This is a genomic window from Glutamicibacter sp. JC586 (assembly GCF_009805585.1).
GTDB lineage: Bacteria > Actinomycetota > Actinomycetes > Actinomycetales > Micrococcaceae > Glutamicibacter.
In genome coordinates this window covers 88,924-109,670 of record NZ_VHIN01000002.1, presented here as the reverse complement: position 1 = coordinate 109,670, position 20,747 = coordinate 88,924, and the positions used below count along the sequence as shown (strand labels likewise).

The 20,747-nt window shown below is 53.5% G+C and carries 23 protein-coding genes; 13 read left to right on the top strand and 10 right to left on the bottom strand.

What is annotated here, in order from left to right:
* Positions 1–70 precede the first annotated feature (70 nt).
* Positions 71–577 (bottom strand): Lrp/AsnC family transcriptional regulator, encoded by a 507-nt coding sequence (locus tag FJV47_RS00725; protein ID WP_159609234.1) that lies wholly within the window; start codon positions 575–577, stop codon positions 71–73.
* Positions 578–709: 132 nt separating this feature from the next.
* Here FJV47_RS00725 and FJV47_RS00720 point away from each other — a divergent pair, with 132 nt between their 5' ends.
* The 4 genes from FJV47_RS00720 to FJV47_RS00705 all read left to right on the top strand — a co-directional run bounded on the left by FJV47_RS00720 (position 710) and on the right by FJV47_RS00705 (position 3,200).
* Positions 710–889 (top strand): hypothetical protein, encoded by a 180-nt coding sequence (locus FJV47_RS00720; protein WP_159609233.1) that lies wholly within the window; start codon positions 710–712, stop codon positions 887–889.
* A gap of 90 nt (positions 890–979) precedes the next feature.
* Positions 980–1,333 (top strand): SDR family NAD(P)-dependent oxidoreductase, encoded by a 354-nt coding sequence (locus FJV47_RS00715; protein WP_159610017.1) that lies wholly within the window; start codon positions 980–982, stop codon positions 1,331–1,333.
* Between the two features lie 154 nt (positions 1,334–1,487).
* Entirely contained in the window at positions 1,488–2,363 is an 876-nt protein-coding gene (locus tag FJV47_RS00710) for a VOC family protein (RefSeq protein ID WP_159609232.1), read from the top strand.
* A 198-nt stretch (positions 2,364–2,561) separates the two neighbouring features.
* Positions 2,562–3,200, top strand: coding sequence for a pentapeptide repeat-containing protein (locus tag FJV47_RS00705; RefSeq protein ID WP_159609231.1), 639 nt, complete (start codon positions 2,562–2,564; stop codon positions 3,198–3,200).
* On the opposite strand, the gene FJV47_RS00700 is transcribed toward FJV47_RS00705, so the two are convergent.
* On the bottom strand, positions 3,184–4,110 hold the full coding sequence (locus tag FJV47_RS00700; protein WP_159609230.1) for a LysR family transcriptional regulator: 927 nt from the start codon (positions 4,108–4,110) through the stop codon (positions 3,184–3,186). The genes FJV47_RS00705 and FJV47_RS00700 overlap by 17 nt on opposite strands.
* 77 nt (positions 4,111–4,187) lie before the next feature.
* Here FJV47_RS00700 and FJV47_RS00695 point away from each other — a divergent pair, with 77 nt between their 5' ends.
* The 8 genes from FJV47_RS00695 (at position 4,188) to FJV47_RS00660 (ending at position 11,343) form a co-directional block, all read left to right on the top strand.
* Entirely contained in the window at positions 4,188–5,912 is a 1,725-nt protein-coding gene (locus FJV47_RS00695; RefSeq protein WP_159609229.1) for an FAD-binding protein, read from the top strand.
* A 357-nt stretch (positions 5,913–6,269) separates the two neighbouring features.
* Positions 6,270–6,572, top strand: coding sequence for an urease subunit gamma (locus FJV47_RS00690; protein ID WP_159609228.1), 303 nt, complete (start codon positions 6,270–6,272; stop codon positions 6,570–6,572).
* Between the two features lie 27 nt (positions 6,573–6,599).
* Positions 6,600–6,935, top strand: coding sequence for an urease subunit beta (locus FJV47_RS00685; RefSeq protein WP_159609227.1), 336 nt, complete (start codon positions 6,600–6,602; stop codon positions 6,933–6,935).
* A 2-nt stretch (positions 6,936–6,937) separates the two neighbouring features.
* Positions 6,938–8,650, top strand: a complete 1,713-nt coding sequence (gene ureC, locus FJV47_RS00680) for an urease subunit alpha (RefSeq protein ID WP_159609226.1) — start codon at positions 6,938–6,940, stop codon at positions 8,648–8,650.
* Between the two features lie 36 nt (positions 8,651–8,686).
* Positions 8,687–9,160, top strand: coding sequence for an urease accessory protein UreE (gene ureE, locus FJV47_RS00675; protein WP_159609225.1), 474 nt, complete (start codon positions 8,687–8,689; stop codon positions 9,158–9,160).
* Positions 9,141–9,836 carry an urease accessory protein UreF gene (locus tag FJV47_RS00670; protein ID WP_159609224.1) on the top strand — a complete coding sequence of 232 codons (696 nt, stop codon included), beginning with the start codon at positions 9,141–9,143 and terminating at the stop codon, positions 9,834–9,836. The genes ureE and FJV47_RS00670 overlap by 20 nt, the downstream gene beginning before the upstream one ends.
* A gap of 53 nt (positions 9,837–9,889) precedes the next feature.
* Complete coding sequence (gene ureG, locus FJV47_RS00665; protein WP_159609223.1) at positions 9,890–10,501, top strand: urease accessory protein UreG; 612 nt, start codon at positions 9,890–9,892, stop codon at positions 10,499–10,501.
* Entirely contained in the window at positions 10,501–11,343 is an 843-nt protein-coding gene (locus FJV47_RS00660) for an urease accessory protein UreD (RefSeq protein ID WP_159609222.1), read from the top strand. The genes ureG and FJV47_RS00660 overlap by 1 nt, the downstream gene beginning before the upstream one ends.
* A gap of 14 nt (positions 11,344–11,357) precedes the next feature.
* On the opposite strand, the gene FJV47_RS00655 is transcribed toward FJV47_RS00660, so the two are convergent.
* From FJV47_RS00655 to FJV47_RS00640, 4 genes are read right to left on the bottom strand one after another with little or no spacing between them, the layout of a single operon-like run.
* Positions 11,358–12,044: an ATP-binding cassette domain-containing protein gene (locus FJV47_RS00655; RefSeq protein ID WP_159609221.1), complete on the bottom strand. Its 687-nt coding sequence runs from the start codon at positions 12,042–12,044 to the stop codon at positions 11,358–11,360.
* Positions 12,041–13,600, bottom strand: a complete 1,560-nt coding sequence (locus FJV47_RS00650; RefSeq protein ID WP_159609220.1) for an ABC transporter permease subunit — start codon at positions 13,598–13,600, stop codon at positions 12,041–12,043. The genes FJV47_RS00655 and FJV47_RS00650 overlap by 4 nt, the downstream gene beginning before the upstream one ends.
* Complete coding sequence (locus FJV47_RS00645; protein WP_235026291.1) at positions 13,593–14,579, bottom strand: ABC transporter permease; 987 nt, start codon at positions 14,577–14,579, stop codon at positions 13,593–13,595. The genes FJV47_RS00650 and FJV47_RS00645 overlap by 8 nt, the downstream gene beginning before the upstream one ends.
* Entirely contained in the window at positions 14,576–16,186 is a 1,611-nt protein-coding gene (locus FJV47_RS00640) for an ABC transporter substrate-binding protein (RefSeq protein ID WP_159609218.1), read from the bottom strand. Before FJV47_RS00640 ends, FJV47_RS00645 begins: the two co-directional genes overlap by 4 nt.
* A 117-nt stretch (positions 16,187–16,303) precedes the next feature.
* On the opposite strand from FJV47_RS00640, the gene FJV47_RS00635 reads away from it, so the two are divergent.
* A complete protein-coding gene (locus FJV47_RS00635) occupies positions 16,304–16,654 on the top strand; it encodes a helix-turn-helix transcriptional regulator (protein WP_159609217.1) in 351 nt (116 codons plus the stop codon).
* 80 nt (positions 16,655–16,734) lie between these two features.
* Here the strand turns inward: FJV47_RS00635 and FJV47_RS00630 are convergent, their stop codons facing one another.
* From FJV47_RS00630 to FJV47_RS00615, 4 genes are all read right to left on the bottom strand, one after another.
* A complete protein-coding gene (locus tag FJV47_RS00630; RefSeq protein ID WP_159609216.1) occupies positions 16,735–18,417 on the bottom strand; it encodes an ABC-F family ATP-binding cassette domain-containing protein in 1,683 nt (560 codons plus the stop codon).
* A 50-nt stretch (positions 18,418–18,467) separates the two neighbouring features.
* Positions 18,468–19,316: a 3-hydroxyacyl-CoA dehydrogenase gene (locus FJV47_RS00625; protein WP_159609215.1), complete on the bottom strand. Its 849-nt coding sequence runs from the start codon at positions 19,314–19,316 to the stop codon at positions 18,468–18,470.
* 183 nt (positions 19,317–19,499) lie between these two features.
* Entirely contained in the window at positions 19,500–19,850 is a 351-nt protein-coding gene (locus tag FJV47_RS00620; protein WP_159609214.1) for a hypothetical protein, read from the bottom strand.
* 82 nt (positions 19,851–19,932) lie between these two features.
* Positions 19,933–20,712, bottom strand: coding sequence for a hypothetical protein (locus tag FJV47_RS00615; protein ID WP_159609213.1), 780 nt, complete (start codon positions 20,710–20,712; stop codon positions 19,933–19,935).
* Positions 20,713–20,747 lie beyond the last annotated feature (35 nt).

Here is a 20,747-nt window from a genome sequence, read left to right as displayed (position 1 = left end):
TCAACCGTGCAATCGACATCTGGCGATCTATGCAGGCTGCATAGCGTTCATTGCCCACAAAGCCATTTTACTAGTCGAATTGCCTAGTCTTTTCCGTTTCGCTCTGATCACTAGCGCAGGCGGAGACTAGTGGAAGTGTGCGTCCCTGAAAGTGCTCGTGCAACGCAAAAGAGGACGAAGTGCGTGCGACACCGGGCACACGGTTGATCCGGTCGAAAATTTCCTGCAGGTCATCTGCCGTACGCGCCACCACGCGTAGTTGGAGATCGGAATTCCCGGTCACCGTATACATGTCTACGATCTCAGGTATGGTCTCGGCCAGCGCGGAAGCGACCGGGCCATGGCCGTAGCGTTGAATAATTTCGACTTGGCAGAAAGCGACCAGTGAATAGCCGAATCCAGCAGGTTCAATGCGCGGAATGATGCCCCGGATGACCCCGGCCTCGTGGAGCCTAGTTAAACGGCTGCTGACGGTGCCACGCGCAACGCCCAGCCTACGTGCGCATTCCATAACCGGAAGCATTGGTGAATCGGTGAGCAGTTCAATGAGGTCTGCGTCGAGGCGGTCAATGCGCACGAGCTTCCTTTCGGTTTAGGGGTTCGTCATTCAAGAGTATCGGGCGGTAGCGGACTCGCCGACTCGGGTTCAGATGCTGTTAGTCAGATCATAAAGTAGGGCAGATTCGCCACCGAGCAGAAAGGAAACGTCATGGCCCATGCCCCACTAGATTCAATGGTTGGTTTGCACGTTTTAGTCACCGGTGTTGCGCAGGGTTTGGGTTTCTTGTTCGCGCGACCTCCCTGCCTCGAAGGGGCTACCCGGATCATCCTGTGGGTCATTGATGAAGAGAAGCTTTTAGAAGCCGTAGAACAACTCAAACTGATCTAAGGCAAAATCCAAGCCCACGTAGTTGTTCTGGCAGATCAAGAACAAATTCGTCGGTCGGCCTAAGAAGCGTTTGCTGGCGGCGGGGTAGATATCGAGATTAATAATGCTGGGGTCGTCACCGGCAAGCAGTTTAGCGAGCACGAGGTTTCGCAAATCACCTCAACGATGCAGATTAATGCTTTAGCTCCGATGTATCTGACACACGCGTTGTTGCCCCAATTGGGACGCGCGGGTAAAGGACGAGTGTTAACAATGGCCTCGGCTGCGGCACTTGTCTCCAATCCAAATATGCGCGTCTATGCAGTCTTCAAGGCTGCTGCAATGTCGTGGAGTGGTTCTCTACGGCTGGAGCGAGAAGGCAATGCGACGGTGGCAGTCACCACGGTCAGCTATTACGAGGAGTACTACCTCGCCCAGCCTGGGACTTTATCGCTGACAAGGTGATCGGTGTCTACAAGTCGATGGATGACACTACCGGGAGGGCGAATGGCGAACAACGCAACGGTGACGCTGAAGTAAAAAGTCGCTAATTGATCTACCCAACGGGCGCGTTGAGGCGTAGCGTGAAACCGTCACTCAACTTCGTGGGAGGATTCTCATGCAAAAGCTCACCGTTAACCTGTGGATGCAAGGCACCGCTGAGGAGGCAGGAGCGTTTTACGCCCAAGCCCAGCCTCAAGCACGAACCGAAGTTGAATCACGCTATCCGACGGAAGGACTGTTGGACTTTCAGCAACCCTTCGCGGGTCAGGCGCTCACAGTTTCCGTATGGGTGCACGGGACCAAGATAACGTTGATCAATGCGGGTAACGAGTTCTCTCCAAACGCGTCAATCTCGATGATCTTGAGCTTCAACGCGGATGAACGTGATTCCCTGAATGCCACGTGGGAAGCGCTGAGCGATGGTGGATCGGTTCTTATGCCATTGAACGAGTATCCGTTTAGCTCGCGGTACGGCTGGGTGAGTGACAAGTACGGAGTTTCATGGCAATTGATGGAATCCAGCGAAGCGGTGTCTGAAACGACCCGTGTGATGCCATGCCTTATGTTTGGTGGAACCGCCCAGAATCAAGCTGCTCAGGCAATCAAGTTCTACGGGGAAGTGCTCGGTGCTGAACTCGAGAGCGCATTCCCATATGGTGAGGCCACTGAAGTTGCGACAGCTGAATCGTTGATGTTCGCCCAATTCGCTCTGGCGGAAGATCGGGTAGCCGCTATGGATTCGGGAGTTGCTCAGGACTTTTCATTCACGCCAGGCGTTTCGTTGGAGTGGCCTTGTGAAGACCAGGGTGAAATCGATCGAGTCTGGGATGCACTGTCGGCGGTGCCTGAGGCTGAAGCTTGTGGATGGCTGACGGACAAGTTTGGGGTCAGCTGGCAAATCGTTCCATCAAACATGGCTGAGCTCATGCAGCGCCCCGGAGCCTATGAGCACATGCTGAACATGAAGAAGTTAATCATCAGCGACTTTTAGCGAACTGACGGCAGGATACCGTCAGGGGTAAAACGCTTCATCCGGATGCATGTTGCATGCATGTACGTTATCGAAGTCCCAGAGGGTTGCTCTCGGAGGATATAAAGGTGGAGGCGACCCTCTTGCGCAGCCTCCGCTAGAACCGGAGCTGACTGATATAGTCAAAACCTTGGCAAATAACTTCTGGGAAATGCAAGGATGAGTACTGTGAACCCGAAAATCCGTTCCTTCAAATTACCTCCATTGGCGGACGGATATGCAGGGGATCTAGGTAGCGGTGAATACATCGAGCTGCTTCATTTTGCGAATATTGATGAGCCGATTCAGGCCGATGAAGCACGCCTCGAGGAGTGCAAATTTACCGGTTCTTCTTTGGAATCATTGCGTAATGCACGGCTTTTGCAATGCGAAATGGAACAGATCGGTGTTCCATCGTTCAACGCTGCAGGAGCGTTCTTCAACGACGTCCGCTTCACCCACAGCCGCTTCGGATCCGCTGACTTCGCCGCAGCGGAACTAGACGGCGTTGTTTTTGAAAACTGCAAATTTGGTTGGTTGAATCTCCGCCAAGCACGTGTCCGTGACGTTGTATTCCGCAATTGCCAATTTGAAGAGATTGATTTGGGTGGCCAAGTTCAGCGTCTAAGCTTCGTGGATTCACGTACCGGTGTGGTTAACTGCACTGGTGCGCAGCTACGAGATGTTGACCTTCAAGGCCTAGACTTCGCTCAAGTTGAAGGACTCGATTCATTACGTGGAGCAAAAATCAGTTCGCTGCAACTAAGCATGCTGGCCGAAGACCTCGCCGGTCATTTGGGGATCAAACTAGCGAGGTAATCTGCTCGTGCCGCGAGGCTAAGGTCTTAGCAGTGGACTCGATCAGCTGATGCATGGCGCTGGCTGCACGGGTCAAACTCACGTCTTTGCGATGCGCCAATCCGATAGTGCGTGACAGCTGCGGGTCTCCCAAAGCCACCGCGCGTACTCCTGGGGTTTCGAGTGCGACCGTAGCCGGTACAACAGCTACGCCTAGGCCACGATGGACAAATCGTAAAACGGCATCCATCTCACCGCCTTCCACCACAACGTTGGGAACTAGTCCTGCGGATTTATATGCTTGTTGTGTGCTCGCGCGCAGATCATAACTATGTGCAAAAGCCAGCTGGGCGATGGGTGCAAGTGAAGACAAATCTAATTCAGTGATTTTGGGCAGATGGGGCCGGTCGAGCGAATCTATCACCACCAGTTCCTCTTCGAGTAGCGGCAAGTTGTGAAGATGTTTTTCGTTCACTGCATGCTCGGAAGTCACGATGAGCGCAAGATCTAACGCACCGTCGTTCAATTCTTCCAGCAATCTGTGTGAGCCAGCTTCAACGATATGTAATTGCACTCCCGGGTAGCTTTGGCGGAATTGCTCTAAGGCTTCAGCGACTAAAGATACACACAATGTTGGTGGGGCACCGAGTCGAACGCGTCCACGGCGCAGTCCTGCAAGATCCGCCATTTCACTTCGTATGTTTTCCTCATCGGACAGCATTCGTCGGGCCCTTGGTAGTAGCGCCAGTCCGGCGGCGGTCAAGGATATATTTCCTCGGGCTCGGTGGAAGAGCTCGGAGCCCAATTCCTGTTCGAGGGTGGAAATTTGCCGGCTTAACGATGGTTGGGTGAGGTGCAGTAGCTCGGCCGCGTGAGTGAAGTGGCCCACTTCGGCGATGGTCATGAAGCCACGCAACTGCTCTAAATTCATGTGCATAGCCTATCGCTATCGAGAGCATGTCAATAATTCATTGGACGCATTCTGGATGTCGGATGATGCTGGAAGACATGAGAACAGAACAGCAGATTTCCACCTCAGTGCTCGTCATCGGAACCGGCGGTTCAGGTCTGAGAGCAGCCATCGAACTCGCCGAATTGGGAACAGCTGTCTTGGCGGTTGGCAAACGTCCAAAACATGACGCTCACACTTCGTTAGCCGCCGGAGGTATCAACGCTGCCTTAGGCACGATGGACGAAGAAGATAGCTGGCAACAGCATGCCGCCGACACGATTAAGGAAAGCTACTATCTGGCGGATCCACGAACCGTCGAGGTCGTCGCCCAAGGGGCACAGCGAGGCATCGAAGATCTGGAACGCTACGGCATGAATTTCGCACGCGAAGAGGACGGTCGCATTTCGCAACGATTCTTCGGAGCTCACAAGTTCCGTCGAACCGCTTTCGCAGGCGACTACACCGGTTTAGAAATCCAACGCACCTTGATCCGGCGTGCAGAGCAATTACAGATTCCAGTGCTCGATTCTGTTTACATCACCGAGTTGCTTGTCGCGGAGGGACAGATCTTTGGCGCTTACGGCTTCGACGTCAACGACGGTACGGGGTACCTGATCCATGCTGATGCTGTCATTTTGGCGGCCGGCGGACATAACCGCATCTGGAGGCGCAGTAGCTCCCGTCGGGATGAAAACACTGGAGATTCGTTCCGCCTCGCCGTCGAAGCCGGTGCTCGCCTGCGTGATGCTGAGCTCGTGCAATTCCACCCCTCGGGCATCATTGAGCCTGAGTCTGTTGCCGGAACCTTGATTTCGGAGGCAGCGCGCGGTGAAGGCGGAATCCTGACCAATGCACTGGGGGAGCGTTTCATGCAACGGTACGATCCTCAGCGTATGGAACTATCCACCCGTGACCGTGTTGCTTTGGCCGCTTACACCGAAATCAGTGAAGGCCGAGGTACCGAGAAAGGTGGCGTATGGCTGGATGTCTCACACCTTCCACGAGAAACCATCATGTCCAGGCTACCGAGGGTATATCAGACCATGCTCGAGGAGCAGATGCTTGATATCACTCAAGAAAAGATCGAAATTGCACCCACAGCCCATTACTCCATGGGCGGGGTCTGGGTGGATCCAACGACGCATGCAACAGAGGTGCCAGGGCTGTACGCGATTGGCGAGGCGTCCTCTGGACTTCACGGAGCAAATCGTCTGGGTGGCAACTCACTAATTGAGCTGTTGGTCTTTGGACGGATTGTGGGACAAGGGGCAGCTAATTATTCGCGTTCCATGAAGCGACACGTACGTTCGCAAGAGGCCATTGAGCACGCACGCCAGACGGTACATGGCCTGATCTCGGCGGACGGTGACGAGAACGTACGAAGTTTGCAGCGAGCAATCCGAGACGTGATGACCGCCTACGCAGGCGTGGTGAGAAACGAAGCAGGGTTACAACGCGGTCTTGAGAAACTTGCAGAGATTGAACAACGCATGCAGAATGTCGGAATTCATCCAGATATTGCCGGTTACCAGGACTTGTGCCATGCCTTTGACTTGAAGTCTTCGGTGCTGGCAGCTAGAGCCACGTTGGAATCGGCACTGGAACGAAAAGAAACTCGCGGATGCCATAACCGCAGTGATTATCCACTGACGGATCCTGAGTTACAGGTGAACCTCGTATGGTCACCAACTGGAATCGTCCGCGAACCTATTCCAAAAATACCTTCTGAGATCGCGGCCCTCATTACCGAGGTTTCGCAGGAAGGAAAACTCGTCGAGTGATAGCTGGCGAAGTTCACTAACCAGTCTGTAAGTAAATATTTGCGGTTCGAGGTCACAGCTGGTTGCTGTCCTCGAACCGCAGTTGTTTAATCTGGTTCGGTGTATTTCCAGTGCCTGTAATGCATTCTTAACCTGGTGGAAATGAACGCGCAGAAACTGCGAAATACGCCAACGATAAACTCACTCTGTCTTGGGAATAGTATTCTCAACAGCAGACTCCGAAGAGCTAGCTGAAAAGTGCACTCCAGCAAGTCTGCACGTGTTCATCTGGGCAGTGTTCAAGGACGTTTCGAATCTGATGACCGGTGAATTCCGGTGCGAGAGTACTAATCAACTGTGTGAATGGGGAATGTGTCAATGCATTTGACGCCGAGGGAGCAAGAGAAGCTCATGATCGTCGTTGCAGCGGATCTGGCGCGACGACGCCAGGGCCGCGGCTTGAAACTGAACTATCCCGAATCCATCGCCATCATTAGCTATGAGCTGATCGAAGGCGCCCGTGACGGACGCACAGTGGCCGATTTGATGAGCTATGGAACCACCATCTTGAGACGCGAAGATGTCATGGAGGGAATCGCTGAAATGATTCACGACGTCCAAGTCGAAGCGACATTCCCCGACGGGACCAAACTGGTCACGGTCCACAATCCCATTCGCTAACTCACACGGAAACGAAAGGCATTATTGATGATTCCGGGAGAGTACATCCTTCGAGAGACCCCCATCGTCTGCAACGAAAAGCAGGCCACTCGCGTCCTAAAGTTAGTGAATCGCGGTGACCGTCCAGTACAGGTTGGTTCACATTTCCATTTTGCGGAGGTTAATCCGCAGTTGGAGTTGGATCGTGATGCGGCCAGAGGATTCCGCTTGGACATCCCCGCTGGTACCGCGGTTCGGTTTGAACCCGGTGATGCTCGAACCGTGAACTTAGTAGAATTCTCTGGAGCCCGTGAGGTTCATGGCTTCAGAAACCAGGTCGCTGGACCGTTGGATTCCGAACCTAGAAAAATTCAGGGGCACTAAAAATGAGCTTCGAGATGTCCCGCAAACAGTATTCGGAAATGTACGGACCAACCACGGGTGATGCCATCCGACTGGCTGACACCGAATTACTTCTGGAAATTGAACGCGACTACACCAAGTACGGTGAAGAAGTTGTCTTTGGCGGCGGTAAAGTCATTCGAGATGGAATGGGACAAAATGGTCGTCTCACTCGAGACCAGCAGATTCCCGATACCGTCATTACCAACGTTGTGGTGCTCGACTACACCGGCATCTATAAAGCAGACGTGGCCTTGCGTGATGGTCATATTTTTAGAATTGGTAAGGCCGGTAACCCTGATATCTCAGATGGCGTTGATATCACCATCGGTTCGGCCACGGAAGTCATTGCCGGTGAGCACAAAATTCTGACTGCCGGGGCTATCGATACCCATATTCACTTTGTCTCTCCGGGCCAAGTCGAAGCAGCGTTGGCTAACGGCACCACCACCATGATTGGTGGCGGTACTGGGCCTGCCGAAGGCACCAAAGCAACCAGCTTGACCCCGGGTGCGTGGAACATCTCTCGCATGTTGCAGGCAGTCGAAAACTTGCCAATGAACATCGGATTCTTGGGCAAAGGCCATGCAAGTGATGAGGCGCCACTAGTTGAACAGATCCGGGCCGGGGCTATCGGACTGAAAATTCACGAAGACTGGGGTGCGACCACTTCCTCCATCGACACTTCGCTGAAGGTTGCCGATAAGTACGACGTCCAGGTGGCGATTCATACCGATACTTTGAACGAATGTGGTTTCGTTGAGGACACCATTGAAGCCATCGCTGGACGCGTTATTCACACTTTCCATACCGAAGGTGCCGGCGGTGGTCACGCACCGGATATCATTCGCATGGCAGCCCTTTCCAACGTGATTCCCGCGTCCACCAATCCAACATTGCCCTACACCAGCAATACGGTGGATGAACACCTCGATATGCTCATGGTCTGTCATCATCTGAACCCAGACATTCCCGAAGACGTTGCTTTTGCAGACTCACGTATTCGTCCCGAAACGATTGCCGCTGAAGATGTACTGCACGATCTCGGAGTATTTTCGATTACCTCCTCAGATTCCCAAGCGATGGGCCGCGTAGGAGAGGTAGTGCTGCGCACCTGGCAGGTTGCTGATTCAATGAAACGCCAACGCGGTAAGCTGCCTGGTGATCCAGAGATCGGTGATAACGAGCGCCTGAAGCGGTACGTGGCCAAATACACCATCAATCCAGCCATCGCTCATGGCATTGCGGATTCTATCGGTAGCGTTGAGGAAGGAAAATTCGCTGATCTGGTGCTCTGGGATCCCGCCTTCTTCGGCGTTAAGCCGGAACTGATTATCAAGGGCGGATTGATCGTGCAGTCGATTATGGGGGATTCGAATGCTTCCATTCCGACGCCGCAACCTCGAACTTTGCGACCTAGCTTCGGGTCCATGGGTAGCGCCGTACATGAAAGTTCTATTACCTTCATGTCTCAGGTGGCAATTGAGGACGGTGTTGCGCAGAAACTGGGACTACGTAAAAACATCCGCCCTTGTCACGATATCCGGAACTTGACCAAAGCCGACCTAAAGCACAACGGTCAAACCCCAGATATCAGGGTCGACGCTCAAACCTATGAAGTTTTTGTTGATGGAGAATTAGCAACTTGTGAGCCATCTAGAGAATTGCCGATGACTCAGCGGTACTTCCTGTTCTAGCTGGTGTAGTACAGGAAAGATTTGAGAAGGAGAACAATGATTATTGACAAGCTCGTGGGCAATCTTCACGAGGGTACACAAGACCTGACTAGTGGGCGGCACCACGAGAAGGTGGTTCTTCCCAGCATGGATCTGGTCAAGCGAATCCAACGGGTCAGCACAGATCATGGTCGAGAAATCGGCCTTCGCCTTGCACCCGGACCCGATCTTAGGGATGGAGACATCTTGATGATCTCGGAATCTGAACTCATCAGCATTTCGGTGTTGCCAACCGACGTTCTGGTGATCGCTCCGCAATCAATCTATGAAATGGCATTCATCGCGCACTCGCTGGGTAACCGTCACCTACAGGCGCAGTTCTTCGATATTGAGTCTGAGTACAAGGCAGAAGTTATGGTGGTCCAGTATGACCACACCGTCGAAGACTTCTTGAAGCACCACCACGCTCCGTATGAACGTCAAGAACGTGTTATGCCTGTGCCGTTTAGACATGCAGAACACACCCACTAGTTCAATACACCTGCTGACCCTATTGCAGCTCTCCGACTCAGCCTTGCCGACCGGAGCATTTAGCCATTCCTTTGGGATGGAGTCGTACCTTGAGTCAGGTCTCGTGCATGACGAACACAGTTTTGCCCTATGGCTTCACCAATTCTTGGTGCAGTCGTTGGCATACACCGACGGGTTGTTGTTGCGCCTAACGTTTGAGGCGCTGGACGAACAGCGCGTTATCGAGCTCGATACACTCATCCATGCCTCCGCCTTGCCAAGACAACTTCGCTTAGCTGCACAGAAAATGGGCGCACGAATGCTGGCAGTGTCCTTAGCCGGGTTCACGACCCCGGACCTGCAGAAATACAACGAGGCCATACGGGCCGGACAGTGCATAGGGCATCCTGCGATTGCTTTTGCTCTGGCCGCGCGCGGTGCTCAAGCACCAATAGCTGATGCACTGACGAGCTACCTGTTCTCAACTGCTACAAGCCTGACACAGAATGCTATTCGCGCCATCCCGCTAGGCCAAGATGCAGGACAGCGGGTTATTCGTGCAATGCATGAGACCGTGGCCGAGACTGTCAGCAAGATTTTCACGTTGGATGATCAAGATCTGGGCTTAGCAGTGCCTGGTTTGGAAATTGCACAGATGCGGCATGAGCACCAACGAGCGCGCATGTTCATGTCTTAATTTGACCATTAGTGACCGCGTTCGTGGTCCTAACTAATTTGAGGAAGATATTTATGGAACCTATTCGTATTGGTATCGGTGGCCCCGTCGGTGCTGGAAAAACTCAGCTCATCGAACGCATTACTCGCGCCCTCGACGGCGAGATCTCCATGGCCGCGATCACCAACGATATCTACACCATTGAAGATGCCAAGATCTTGGCTGCTAATGGAGTGCTTCCGCTTGACCGAATTGTCGGGATCGAAACCGGTGGGTGTCCGCACACCGCCATTCGTGAAGATACCTCGATGAATGAAGCGGCGATTGAGGATCTGAAAGCTAAGCATGATGACCTGCAGGTGATCTTTGTCGAATCCGGTGGCGATAATCTCTCAGCAACCTTCTCGCCTGAATTAGTTGATTTTTCTATTTACATCATCGATGTTGCCCAAGGCGAGAAGATTCCGCGCAAGGCAGGACAGGGCATGATCAAGTCCGATTTGTTCATCATCAACAAGACTGACTTGGCTCCTCACGTGGGCGCGGATTTGTCGATTATGGAATCTGATTCCAAGCAATTCCGTGGACAGAAGCCGTTCTGCTTCACCAATTTGAAAACCGACGACGGCCTGGAAGACGTCATTAACTGGTTGAAGCATGACGTGTTAATGACGGATCTCGCGTAGTGAATCAAGGCCAACCCACTGGCGAACTATTGCTGCATGTCGAGCGCAGAGCAGGCAAAGACTTGGCCACGAAGCAGTTCCATCAGGGCGCCTTGCGTGTACTGCGTCCGCACTATCTCGATAACACTGCGCAGGTTTGCTACACCATCGTGAACCCGGGTGGTGGCTACCTCGGCGCTGATAGATACAGGGTTGACATCAGCGTCGGGGCGTCCGCCAGTCTGCTGCTCACGACACAATCGGCAACCAAGATCTATCGAACCCCACAGGGGCGAGCACAGTCGCAGATGCACGTCAGCCTCGCTGAAGGTGCCGTCTTGGAATATATACCCGATCAGCTCATCGCCTATCAGAATGCGAGTTATCGTCAAGAAACGATCGTGCACATGCACCGATCCAGTTCGTTGGTGATGTTCGAAGTGATCACCCCGGGATGGAGCCCTGAAGGAGATCTATTTCGATATGAAAACATCCGGCTCAGAACCGAAGTCCATGTCGACGGGAAGCTCGCGGTACTCGATAACTTGTCGGTAGAGCCGGGACGCCAAGACATTAGTTCACAACTGTACTTTCAAGAGTTCACACATGTCGGAATGCTACTAGCTGTCGATTCGCGCATCGACACTTCAATGGTCGAGTCTTTGAGAGACATAGCCTATGACGTTGCTGCGCAACAGGCTGAAGCTGTCCACGTGGGAATTTCAGCGACCGCCGCAGCCGGACTTTCCGTGCGAACTTTAGGGACCTCGACAGAAAGTGCCACTGCAGTCTTGATGAGCGTGGTTAACGAACTACGCGAACGCCTGCACGGACAGGAACCTGTCCAACTGCGCAAGTATTAGATCTGTACTAGTTACTAGTTTCTAGTTTCCTGCTGTAGTTCTCCGAGCATCACGACGCGATCGCAGGAGGAGATCAGCGAAGCCTGATCATGCGAAGCGATGACGACACAAGCCCCGGCCGCCGCACGGGCACTCAAGAGCGCGAAAACTACTGATGTGGTCTTGGGGTCTAGCGCCGAGGTTGGTTCGTCACACAACAGGATCGCCGGATCGAGACTGATCGAACGCGCCAATAGGGCCCGTTGTAACTGACCATCGGATACTTCAGAAGGTAATCGGCGAAGTAAATCTTGGGGTAGTTGCGCCGCATCGCACCATTCAGAGATCAGCTCACGATAGTTTTTTGGCTTCGGCCGAGTCTTGCCGTCGCGGAACGAGATCGGGGTGCAAATTGTTTCCTCTAAAGTTAGCCGCGGGTCTGCGTAGCTTCGTGGATTCTGGGGGAGCAGACCAATGCTTTGACGGATATCAGCGGGAATTGAAGCACCAGTAATTTTATGTGGAATCATGCTCTTGTTGATGACTACGCGACCAGAGCTGGGAGGCTGAAGTAGCGAAGCAACAGATAAAAGGGTCGACTTGCCAGCTCCTGAAGGAGCAGTAATTCCCACCATTTCGCCACTGACGACTTCCAATGATGTAGGAGCCAAGATAGTGCGTGCGCTGAGCTGGACAGTGACTCGGTCTAGAACGAGGCTCATGGCGCCACCTTGTCGTCACGTGCCGAGTACTCCTTGAGCATTAGGTGGCCGTTGTCCATGACATATATGTGCTCCGCAAGGTTCTCAGCAAGTTCTAGATCGTGGGTCACCATGAGGACTGTGGCTCCACGTTCGGCTGCAGATCGCAGCACGTTGGCGACAATTGTTCTGGTTTCCTCGTCTAAGGCACTGGTTGGTTCATCGAGCAAGATATGTTCGGGATCAGCAGCGAGCCCGAGGGCAAGTACCGCTCGCTGGGCTTGCCCGCCGGAGAGCTGATGCGGATAGTGGCTTAATAATTCCGGGACGAGCCCGAATTCGCTCCAGTATGTTGCCAGTTGCTCATCGTTTGAGGGCAGTGAATGTTCGCGGAACGTTCGCTTCAAAGCGGTGCGAAGTGTTTGTACTGGGTTTAGCGCGGTGGCCGCGGATCCAGGAATGAAGACCATTTGCTTCCCAAGTAGCTTGCCAGCAGCCGCATTGGGGTATTGCTTGCCATGAAGTATGACTGAAGAATCTACGGACAAAGTCTTTGGCAATAGGCCAGCGATCGCTCGAAGGAACAACGTCTTTCCCGCGCCTGAAACACCTGTTACGGCGTTAATTGTTCCTTTGGTGAGCCTGAGTTTCGCCGACTGCACCAGTATTGTGTCACCGGCAGCTACTGTGACCTTGAGCTGAAGGTCGTTCAGTACATGCTTGTCATCAGAAGTCTGGAATGACGGTTCCCGCCGGACTTTTGGTGCCGTAACGCGAGATTCTTTTCGGGCACGAGGCTGGGTGACCGGCAGTGAGGCCACTGCCCAGCAGGCCAAAACCAAGACGGTCGCCGGGAAAACCAGTAGCCACCAAGCCCCAGTTAAGATTCCGCCGCGGGCATCTTCCAATATCAATCCGAGTGATGCTGATTGTGCTGGTAACCCGACGCCAAGGAAAGACAACGCTGATTCGTGCCACATGGCGTGAGGGATCTGCAGAGCAAAAGCAATCGATGCTTGCCCAAGTACCGCTGGGAGAAGGTGCGTGCGCCACAGGGCCACGGGCTTGGCTCCCGCTGCAACACTGAGTTTGACGTATCCACTTTCACGTTCGGCTAGCAGTTTAGAGCGAAGAATCCTCGCTGTCTGCGTCCAATGGGTCAATGCTATGGAGAGGATGATCGCCCAGATTTCTCCCGGCCACAGCGCCAGGATAACCACTGAGAGTAACAAATGTGGAACTGCGTTGAGGGAATCAATAAGCCGAGTGATGACCTGATCAACCCACCGGCCGAAAGTCACTGCTGCCACTGCTGCGAGTGCACCAAGAATCGTTGAAAAGATCGCCGCCACCACAGCCATCACCATAGAAATCCGCAGTCCTGCCGCAGTGCGAGTCCAGATATCTCTACCCAGCTGATCTGTGCCAAAAAGGTGGCTGACACTTGGAGCGTGATAGACGCCCGAGAGGTCCACTGCAGAGATTGCTTCATGATTGATGACAGGAACGATAATCGCGTAGCTCAGCAATAGCACAGCGATGGTGAGCGCAGTCCAATTTCTCTGGGGCTTATACATGAGTGACCCGAGGATCTATAAGGAGATAGGCTGCGTCAGCTAGGGCATTTCCTGCAAAAACAGCCAGGGCTGAGCACACGGTCACCGCGGCGAGTAACGCGAAGTCACCAGCCACTGCAGAACCAACGACGGCGGAAGCAATTCCTGGCCAAGAAAAAATAGTTTCAATCAGTAACGCACCGGAGATCAGTTCACCGAGTCGAGAACCCACAACGGTAATAAAAGGCAACAGGGCTTGGGGCAGGGCTTCGGTGAGCAAAATATCGCGAGAACCTCGCCCTCGTGCCGCCAAGACTGCGTCCGTGTCTAACGCTTCGAATAGCGAGGTACGGAGGTTCAAAAGTAACCAGGGGAGCAGGCTAATGGCCAACACGGTGGCGGGCAACAACAAATGGGTGGCCACGGAGGTCATTGTGGGATCCATACCTGTAGCTGCCACGCCTGAGGTGGGCCAACCAAGTGGCAACGCAATAAGGGTAATGGCCACCAAAGCGATGACAAACACCGGAATTGACTGGGCTAGATGGCTGATAGCTTGGACCACACGGTCGATGAATCCGTACCGATAGGTTGCGGCGAGCAAGGCCAAAATGAGCGCGATGACAATCGCCAGTAGTAGACCTACGCTGGTCATGAGCAGCGTATAAGGGATTCTTTCGAGTAGTACGCTCGTCACCGGTTGTGAGGTGGAGATGGAAACTCCAAGGTCCCCGCGCAACGCGTGGCTAATCCATTGTGTCCAAACCTGCGCCCATGGTTTATCAAAGCCAAGCTGGCTGCTCAGTTGTTCACGCAATTCTGGATTGGTGTGAGTGTAACTTGATCCGAGATACGTGGCGAGCGGGTTAAACGGTGCAACGCTGGCCAGTGCGAAGACGAGAGCAGTGAGTACCAGGGTGACGGGCACGGCTACCGCGAGCCGTCGAGATAATAGCCTGGCCACCTGGACCCAGCGACCAGGGAAGGCTGTATCACTCACCTGTTGCTCCACTGACCTATTTTGGCCCATGGTCCCCACGCTGTGCCGTGTTCGTGCGGTTCCAGAAGTGTTCCGGTCGTGTTCCAGGTTTTGTGTACGTCGCTACGCTGTACGTAGGTGTGGTCGATAAAGGCTAGTAACAGCATCGAGGGGTCACTGACGTAGAGGTCTTGTACGTGCTGATAGGCCGCGACCCTGTCGGCAGTCTTAGTGCTGGTCCGTCCCTGATGTAGGGCCTGGTCCATGTCTTTACTGGCGAAGTGGCTCGGATTATCGTAGTACGCTCCAGCTTTCGGATAGCTGGAATGCAGCATCTTGTACAGCTGCGTATCAACGTCGTACGGTGTGTCTCCGCCGCCGAGCATGATGGAGTCCTTGCCAACGCGTGGCTCGGCTTGGTCGAATGTTGCCGAGTCGACGCTAACCTTGATGCCGTAGTTTTCCAACTGGTCGGCCAATGCCAAAGATAGATCTCGACGTAGCGTGTCTCCGGGGTTGTAGAGCACAGTGAACTCTGCGCGTTGCCCGTTCTTGACGCGAATACCGTCGTTACCAATCACCCAACCATCGTCGTCGAGCATTTCTTTCGCGCGTTGCGGGTTGTGTTCAAAGACGGCTTCAGAATTGTAATACTCACCGTATGCTGGCGGGACGAAGCTGTAGGCGGGGCGTCCAGCACCAGCCAATACACCGTCAATAATCTGTTGTCGATCAACCGCAAGGTTCAGGGCTAGCCGCACCTTGGGGTCTTTGGTAAACGGGTGATCTGCAGGAAGAGAAATGCCCCGCCAGTCCGCGCTGGTCGCGGTGACAACTTCGAACCCTTCGCGTTGGGCAAGTCCGGCGGCCAGGCGCGGCGGCAACACAGTGCCTGTGTAATCCGAACCTGCCATGCTCTGGGTGCGAGCATTGTCGTCTTCTGACTGGGTATAGGAAACCTTCTGTACCGCGGGAATCCCGTCGCGGTAGTTCTTATTGGCGCTCAGGACCAGAGATGAACTGTCGAATCGATCCAGCACGTAGGGACCAGTGCCTACCGGAGAGCGATTCAGAGATGATTCGCTCATCGGCTCGCCCTGATCAATTAATTCGGAGGGTGCAATGCCAATCAGCAGGGAGGTTTTGAAAGAAATCTGGGGTTCGTACAGGGTAAATCGAACGCCATTTTCACCATGGGTCTGGACGGACTTGAGATTTTCTAAGGTGCTGGCCAGTGGGGAAGCGGTGCGTGGGTCCTTTATGGCCTTGTAGCTGGCGACAACATCTGCCGGATCCAGCGCAGTACCGTCGCTAAACTTGATCCCTTGGCGCAATGTCACGTCCCAGACTAGTCCGTGCTGAGAAATCTTGGGGTCTTTGTCAGCAAGCATGGGAACGATATCAGGAAGCGCTTGGGAGTCCCCATCGAGGGTGAAGAGGGATTCGTTGATTTTTCCAATGCCGTTATTGTCGAATCCGGCCAATGGATTCAGCGATTCAGGTAAAGCGTTAGTCAGGAGGTTGACTTCGGACTTTGCCGAGGCAGCCGTCGTAGTTGCTTGACAACCGGTGCAGGCAATTAGGATTGGTAGCAGAACAGCTATGGCGCTGGCGGTTGTCTTGCGCAATGGAATAGTACCTTTCACAGCAAAAGGGGAGCTAGATGATCTCAGAATACATGTGTTCAACCGGACATATGTCTGTGTTACTTGGGCTTTGTACGATTAACGAGGGACCGGTAAACCGTGGCTGAGATTGAATTGGAAAAGATCGGGTTCGACGCACTGGCTAAGGTTCAAGAGACCATTCCCGAGTGGATCGAAGTTTTTTCTCTGTGCGCCGACGAAACACGAATCAAGATACTTGTAGCCATGCATGCTGCCCCGGGATCTTCGGTGAGCCAATTAGCCCAAGCGACCGGGCTGACACCGAATACGGTGACCCAAGCGTTATCCACCTTGCATCGTGCCCAGGTTGTGAATGTCGAACGTGATGGCAAATATCGGCGTTGGCAGCTGGTCCATCTGGGGATTCATCAATTACTTCACCAACTTCAGGCGCCGCACTCTGAGTTACATCCAGAGCACCACGTTTAAGATGACATAAATTCAGCCGGTGGCCGGTGCGTTTCAGATTTGGAACGCACCGGCCACCGGCTGTTGTGTATTTGAATTCTCTATCGTTGACGCACTACGCGCTGCTCGTCCCACACGGGTTCCGGGGATTCATAGACCTTTCCGTCGGACCCAAATACGAGGAAACGATCAAAACCGCGAGCGAACCAACGGTCGTGGGTGACTGCCAAAACAGTACCTTCAAAAGCATCGATGGCACGTTCCAGGGCTTCACCTGAATGCAGGTCCAAGTTATCTGTCGGCTCATCGAGCAGAAGCAAAGTGGCGCCCGAAAGCTGCAACAACAAAATCTGGAAGCGCGCTTGCTGTCCACCAGAAAGTGACTCGAACTTCTGTTCTGCTTGACCGGCCAATCCGTAGCCATCCAACGCACCCGAGGCAGCTTCGCGGGGTAAGCCTGAACGGTGTTCGTCTCCTCGGTGCAGGATTTCTAGCAAGGTCTTGCCAAAAAGATCCGGGCGGGTATGAGTCTGGGCGAAATAACCAGGACGGATTCTTGCCCCAAGCTTGACCGAGCCTTCGTGTGGCACCTCGGAGATCACCACATCTGAGACAGGCAAGTGCTCACGTTCTGGGTCGGTGCCCCCGGAGGCCAATAATCGGAGGAAGTGCGATTTTCCTGAACCATTCGAACCCAGAACCCCCACACGATCCCCAAACCAGATTTCGGTAGAGAAGGGTTTCATTAGACCGGTCAGTTCGAGATTTTCGGCAACGACCGCTCGCTTGGCAGTACGTCCACCTTTCAGGCGCATCTGAACATTTTGTTCCAGAGGAATTGCTTGGGGAGGTCCTGCTTCCAAGAACTTTTCGAGTCGCGTGGTCGCTGCGTGATAGCGATTGGCCATATCCGAGCGGAAGGCCGCCTTGGTCTTATACATGTTGACCAACTCTTTGAGCTTGGCGTGCTCTTCATCCCAGCGCTTGCGCAGTTCTTCAAAACGTTCATTGCGTTCTTGGCGAGCCTGAACGTAACTTCCAAAGGCGCCACCATGAATCCAAGCCGTGGCTCCGCCATGCCCTGGCTCCAAGGTGACGATTCGGGTTGCTGCATTATTGAGCAATTCACGGTCGTGGCTAATAAACAGTACGGTTTTAGGGGAGTTGCGCATCTTTTCTTCCAGCCAACGCTTGCCTGGAACATCAAGATAGTTATCCGGTTCGTCCAATAACAACAGTTCGTCGTTGCCTTCAAAGAGCGCTTCGAGAACCAAGCGTTTCTGCTCGCCACCCGAGAGGGTTCGCGCCAAGCGGTCTGAAGCTGCGTCAAATTCTACGCCGAGGGCTGCCATGCAGACCTTATCCCAAGTGGTTTCCAATTCGTATCCACCAGCATCGCCCCATTCAATGATGGCTTCGGCGTAGCGCATGTGGACTTTTTCGTCCTCGCTGGTGAGCATGAGAGCTTCGTACTTGGCGACTTTTTCAGCAGCTTCAGCCAGTGCTGGGGCAGCGGTGGAGAGCAGAAGTTCTTTCACCGTTGTCTCATCACGAACCTGGCCGACAAACTGGCGCATGATTCCGAGGCTGCCGGTGCGGTTGATAGAACCGTCGTCGGCCTTCAGGTCACCGGAGATGATTTTGAACAGTGTTGTCTTGCCGGTGCCGTTGGGGCCAATCAGCGCAGTTTTGGTGCCAGCAGAGACCTTAAATGTGACACCGCCCAGCAGTTGGGTGCCGTCGGAAAGGAAATATTGGATGTCAGTCACGTCGATATGAGCCACGTAACCATCCTATCCGAGCGCAAGTGCCCCGATCTGCTGGGCGGAACTAGCTAGTCGTTGTATTTGTAGAAGCCCTCGCCGGTTGCTCGGCCTAGCTTGCCGTTCTCGATGTACTCACTCTTGAGTAGCGCGGCAAATTTCTTGCTGGTCTCATCACCGTTGCTTGCGATGTGATAAGCGGTATTCAGTCCCACTACGTCATAGATTTCAAACGGTCCAAAGGGTGCTCCGGTGCCGATTTTCCAGGTGGTATCGATCGTGGCCGCGTCGGCGATGCCGTTGACCAATAGATGGCTTGCGGACTCCAAGAACGGGACAAGCATTGAGTTCAAGACGTAGCCTGGTTGTTCTTTGAGTACTCGAATGGCCACCAGACCGGTGCGTTCGGCAAAGTCAACAACTGCTTCGAAGGCTTCCTTGCTGGTTTGCTCGGTGCCCATCACCTCGCCGGTATTGTTTTTCCAGATGTTGTTGGCATAGTGCAGGGCCAAGAACTGCTCAGGGCGTCCGGTGAATGGTGCGATGTCGGACGGCAGAAGCGTGGAAGAGTTCGTGGCAAAAATAGTTTCTGGGCGAGCGACGGCGGCAAGCTTCTGGTAGGTCTGTTCCTTGATTGCCAGGCTCTCGGGCACTGATTCGATGACCAGGTCAGCTTCTTTCACAGCTTCGGCCAAATCAGTGGTCAAGGTGATTGACTCACGAGCCGCCTGGGCCTTGGCCCGATCGCCGAAGAATTCGGCATAGTTCTCAACGAGGGTATCTAAGCGAGATTCGGTTGCGCTGATTGCTTCCTCGGTGATGTCGTATCCAGTGGCGGGTAATCCGTAGTAGGCAGTTTGGAAGAGAATCTGGGAACCCAAGACTCCGGTTCCTAGCACGGTGGTGTTGACTAGTTGCATGATCGTCTCCTTGAAAATTGAACTTTCAAGGAAAGTCTGCTCCTTTGGTTGAAGTCATGCAACTAAATGTGAGCAGTGGAACGATGGGGTATTTACTATGCCTCATCTGAGCGGTATCCGAAGTGCAGTAGATATGACTCAGGGCGTGACCTCCAGTGGAGGTCACGCCCTGAGTCATGAAAACTAGTTCTTCTTCTGCACCTGGGATGCTACAACAGCTGCGACGGCCGCGAGTACCAGTGAGATGATCAGGACCTTGCCGCCCTTGCAGGACTTCTGCTTTGGCGCAAGGCTCTTCTGTGCGGAGTCAACAGCGTTCTGCACCGAAGCGCGGGCACGCTGGGCGGCCTTAGAGTTGCCACCGACGTTTTCGATCAGGTTGGAGCCAGCCTTGCTGATTGCTTCAACGTTGACACCGGAAACAGCCTCATTCCAGCCGCCACGGATTTCTTTTGGCAGTTCTTCTTTGGCAGCCTTGGCGAGCTTCGCCAATGACTTCTCAACTTCTTTAAAGCTCTTAGCAGTCTTCGACATGTTTTCCTCTCTGGTGAACCTTTAGGCCTCACTCACTAGCCTAGCCAGCTAGCGGTTCGCTCTCAAGCGACCGGCGTTGCGCTCACTGCGAACTGATGATTCGTTGAATGCGTGTGCGCAGTGCGCTCAGCAAACAGATCAGCATCAGAACCGCAGCGATCAAGCTCACCGTTGCAAAGAGCGGAGAAGATCCCTGCCCGTTATAGCGATCAATAATAATCCAAGTAAGAACCCATAGGGCTCCTGAATTGAGGTAAATCCCCATGGGGTTTTTGAAGGTTACGGCGCAGAGGAACAAAGCCAAAAGGGTCAGTACTAAGGCGCTGGCTCCCTTAAACATGAGTGAATTTTGGTTGGCGTGGCTGATGGCGAAGAATGCAAGTGTTTGCGACATGATGATGACGCTTAACCAGCCTGCGAATAAACCAAAACAGGCTCGGGTGAGCCATCGGTCGATGTGCTGTATCAAGAAGTTGCGGCCAAGGATGACGGCAATACGCACCAGTATCACTAATAATAGATATCCGCAGATGAGGCTTAAGCCGATCATTTCCCGCTTGAGGCACAAAACCCAAAGTGCGTTAGAGAGCGCCAGAGCAAGAACCCAGGGACGCAATTTTTGGTGGAGTTCAAGCCGCCAGCGAGCCACGCCTTGCCAGATGGCGTAAAGGCCAACACCAGCGGTGAGCCCAATCCATGGCAGTAAACCAAACAGTGGCACCGAGCTGACGAAGGCATCACGTTCTAACCAACTGCCGGCGACATCGACTAGGGTCGAGGCCGCAAGTACTGCCCACAATGCCCAGCTCGTCGCTAAAAGCATCAGCGCGGAATATCCCGCAGATACAATCCTTAATTCCACAGCTTTGAATTTAGCACGCTGGACGTGTACATACT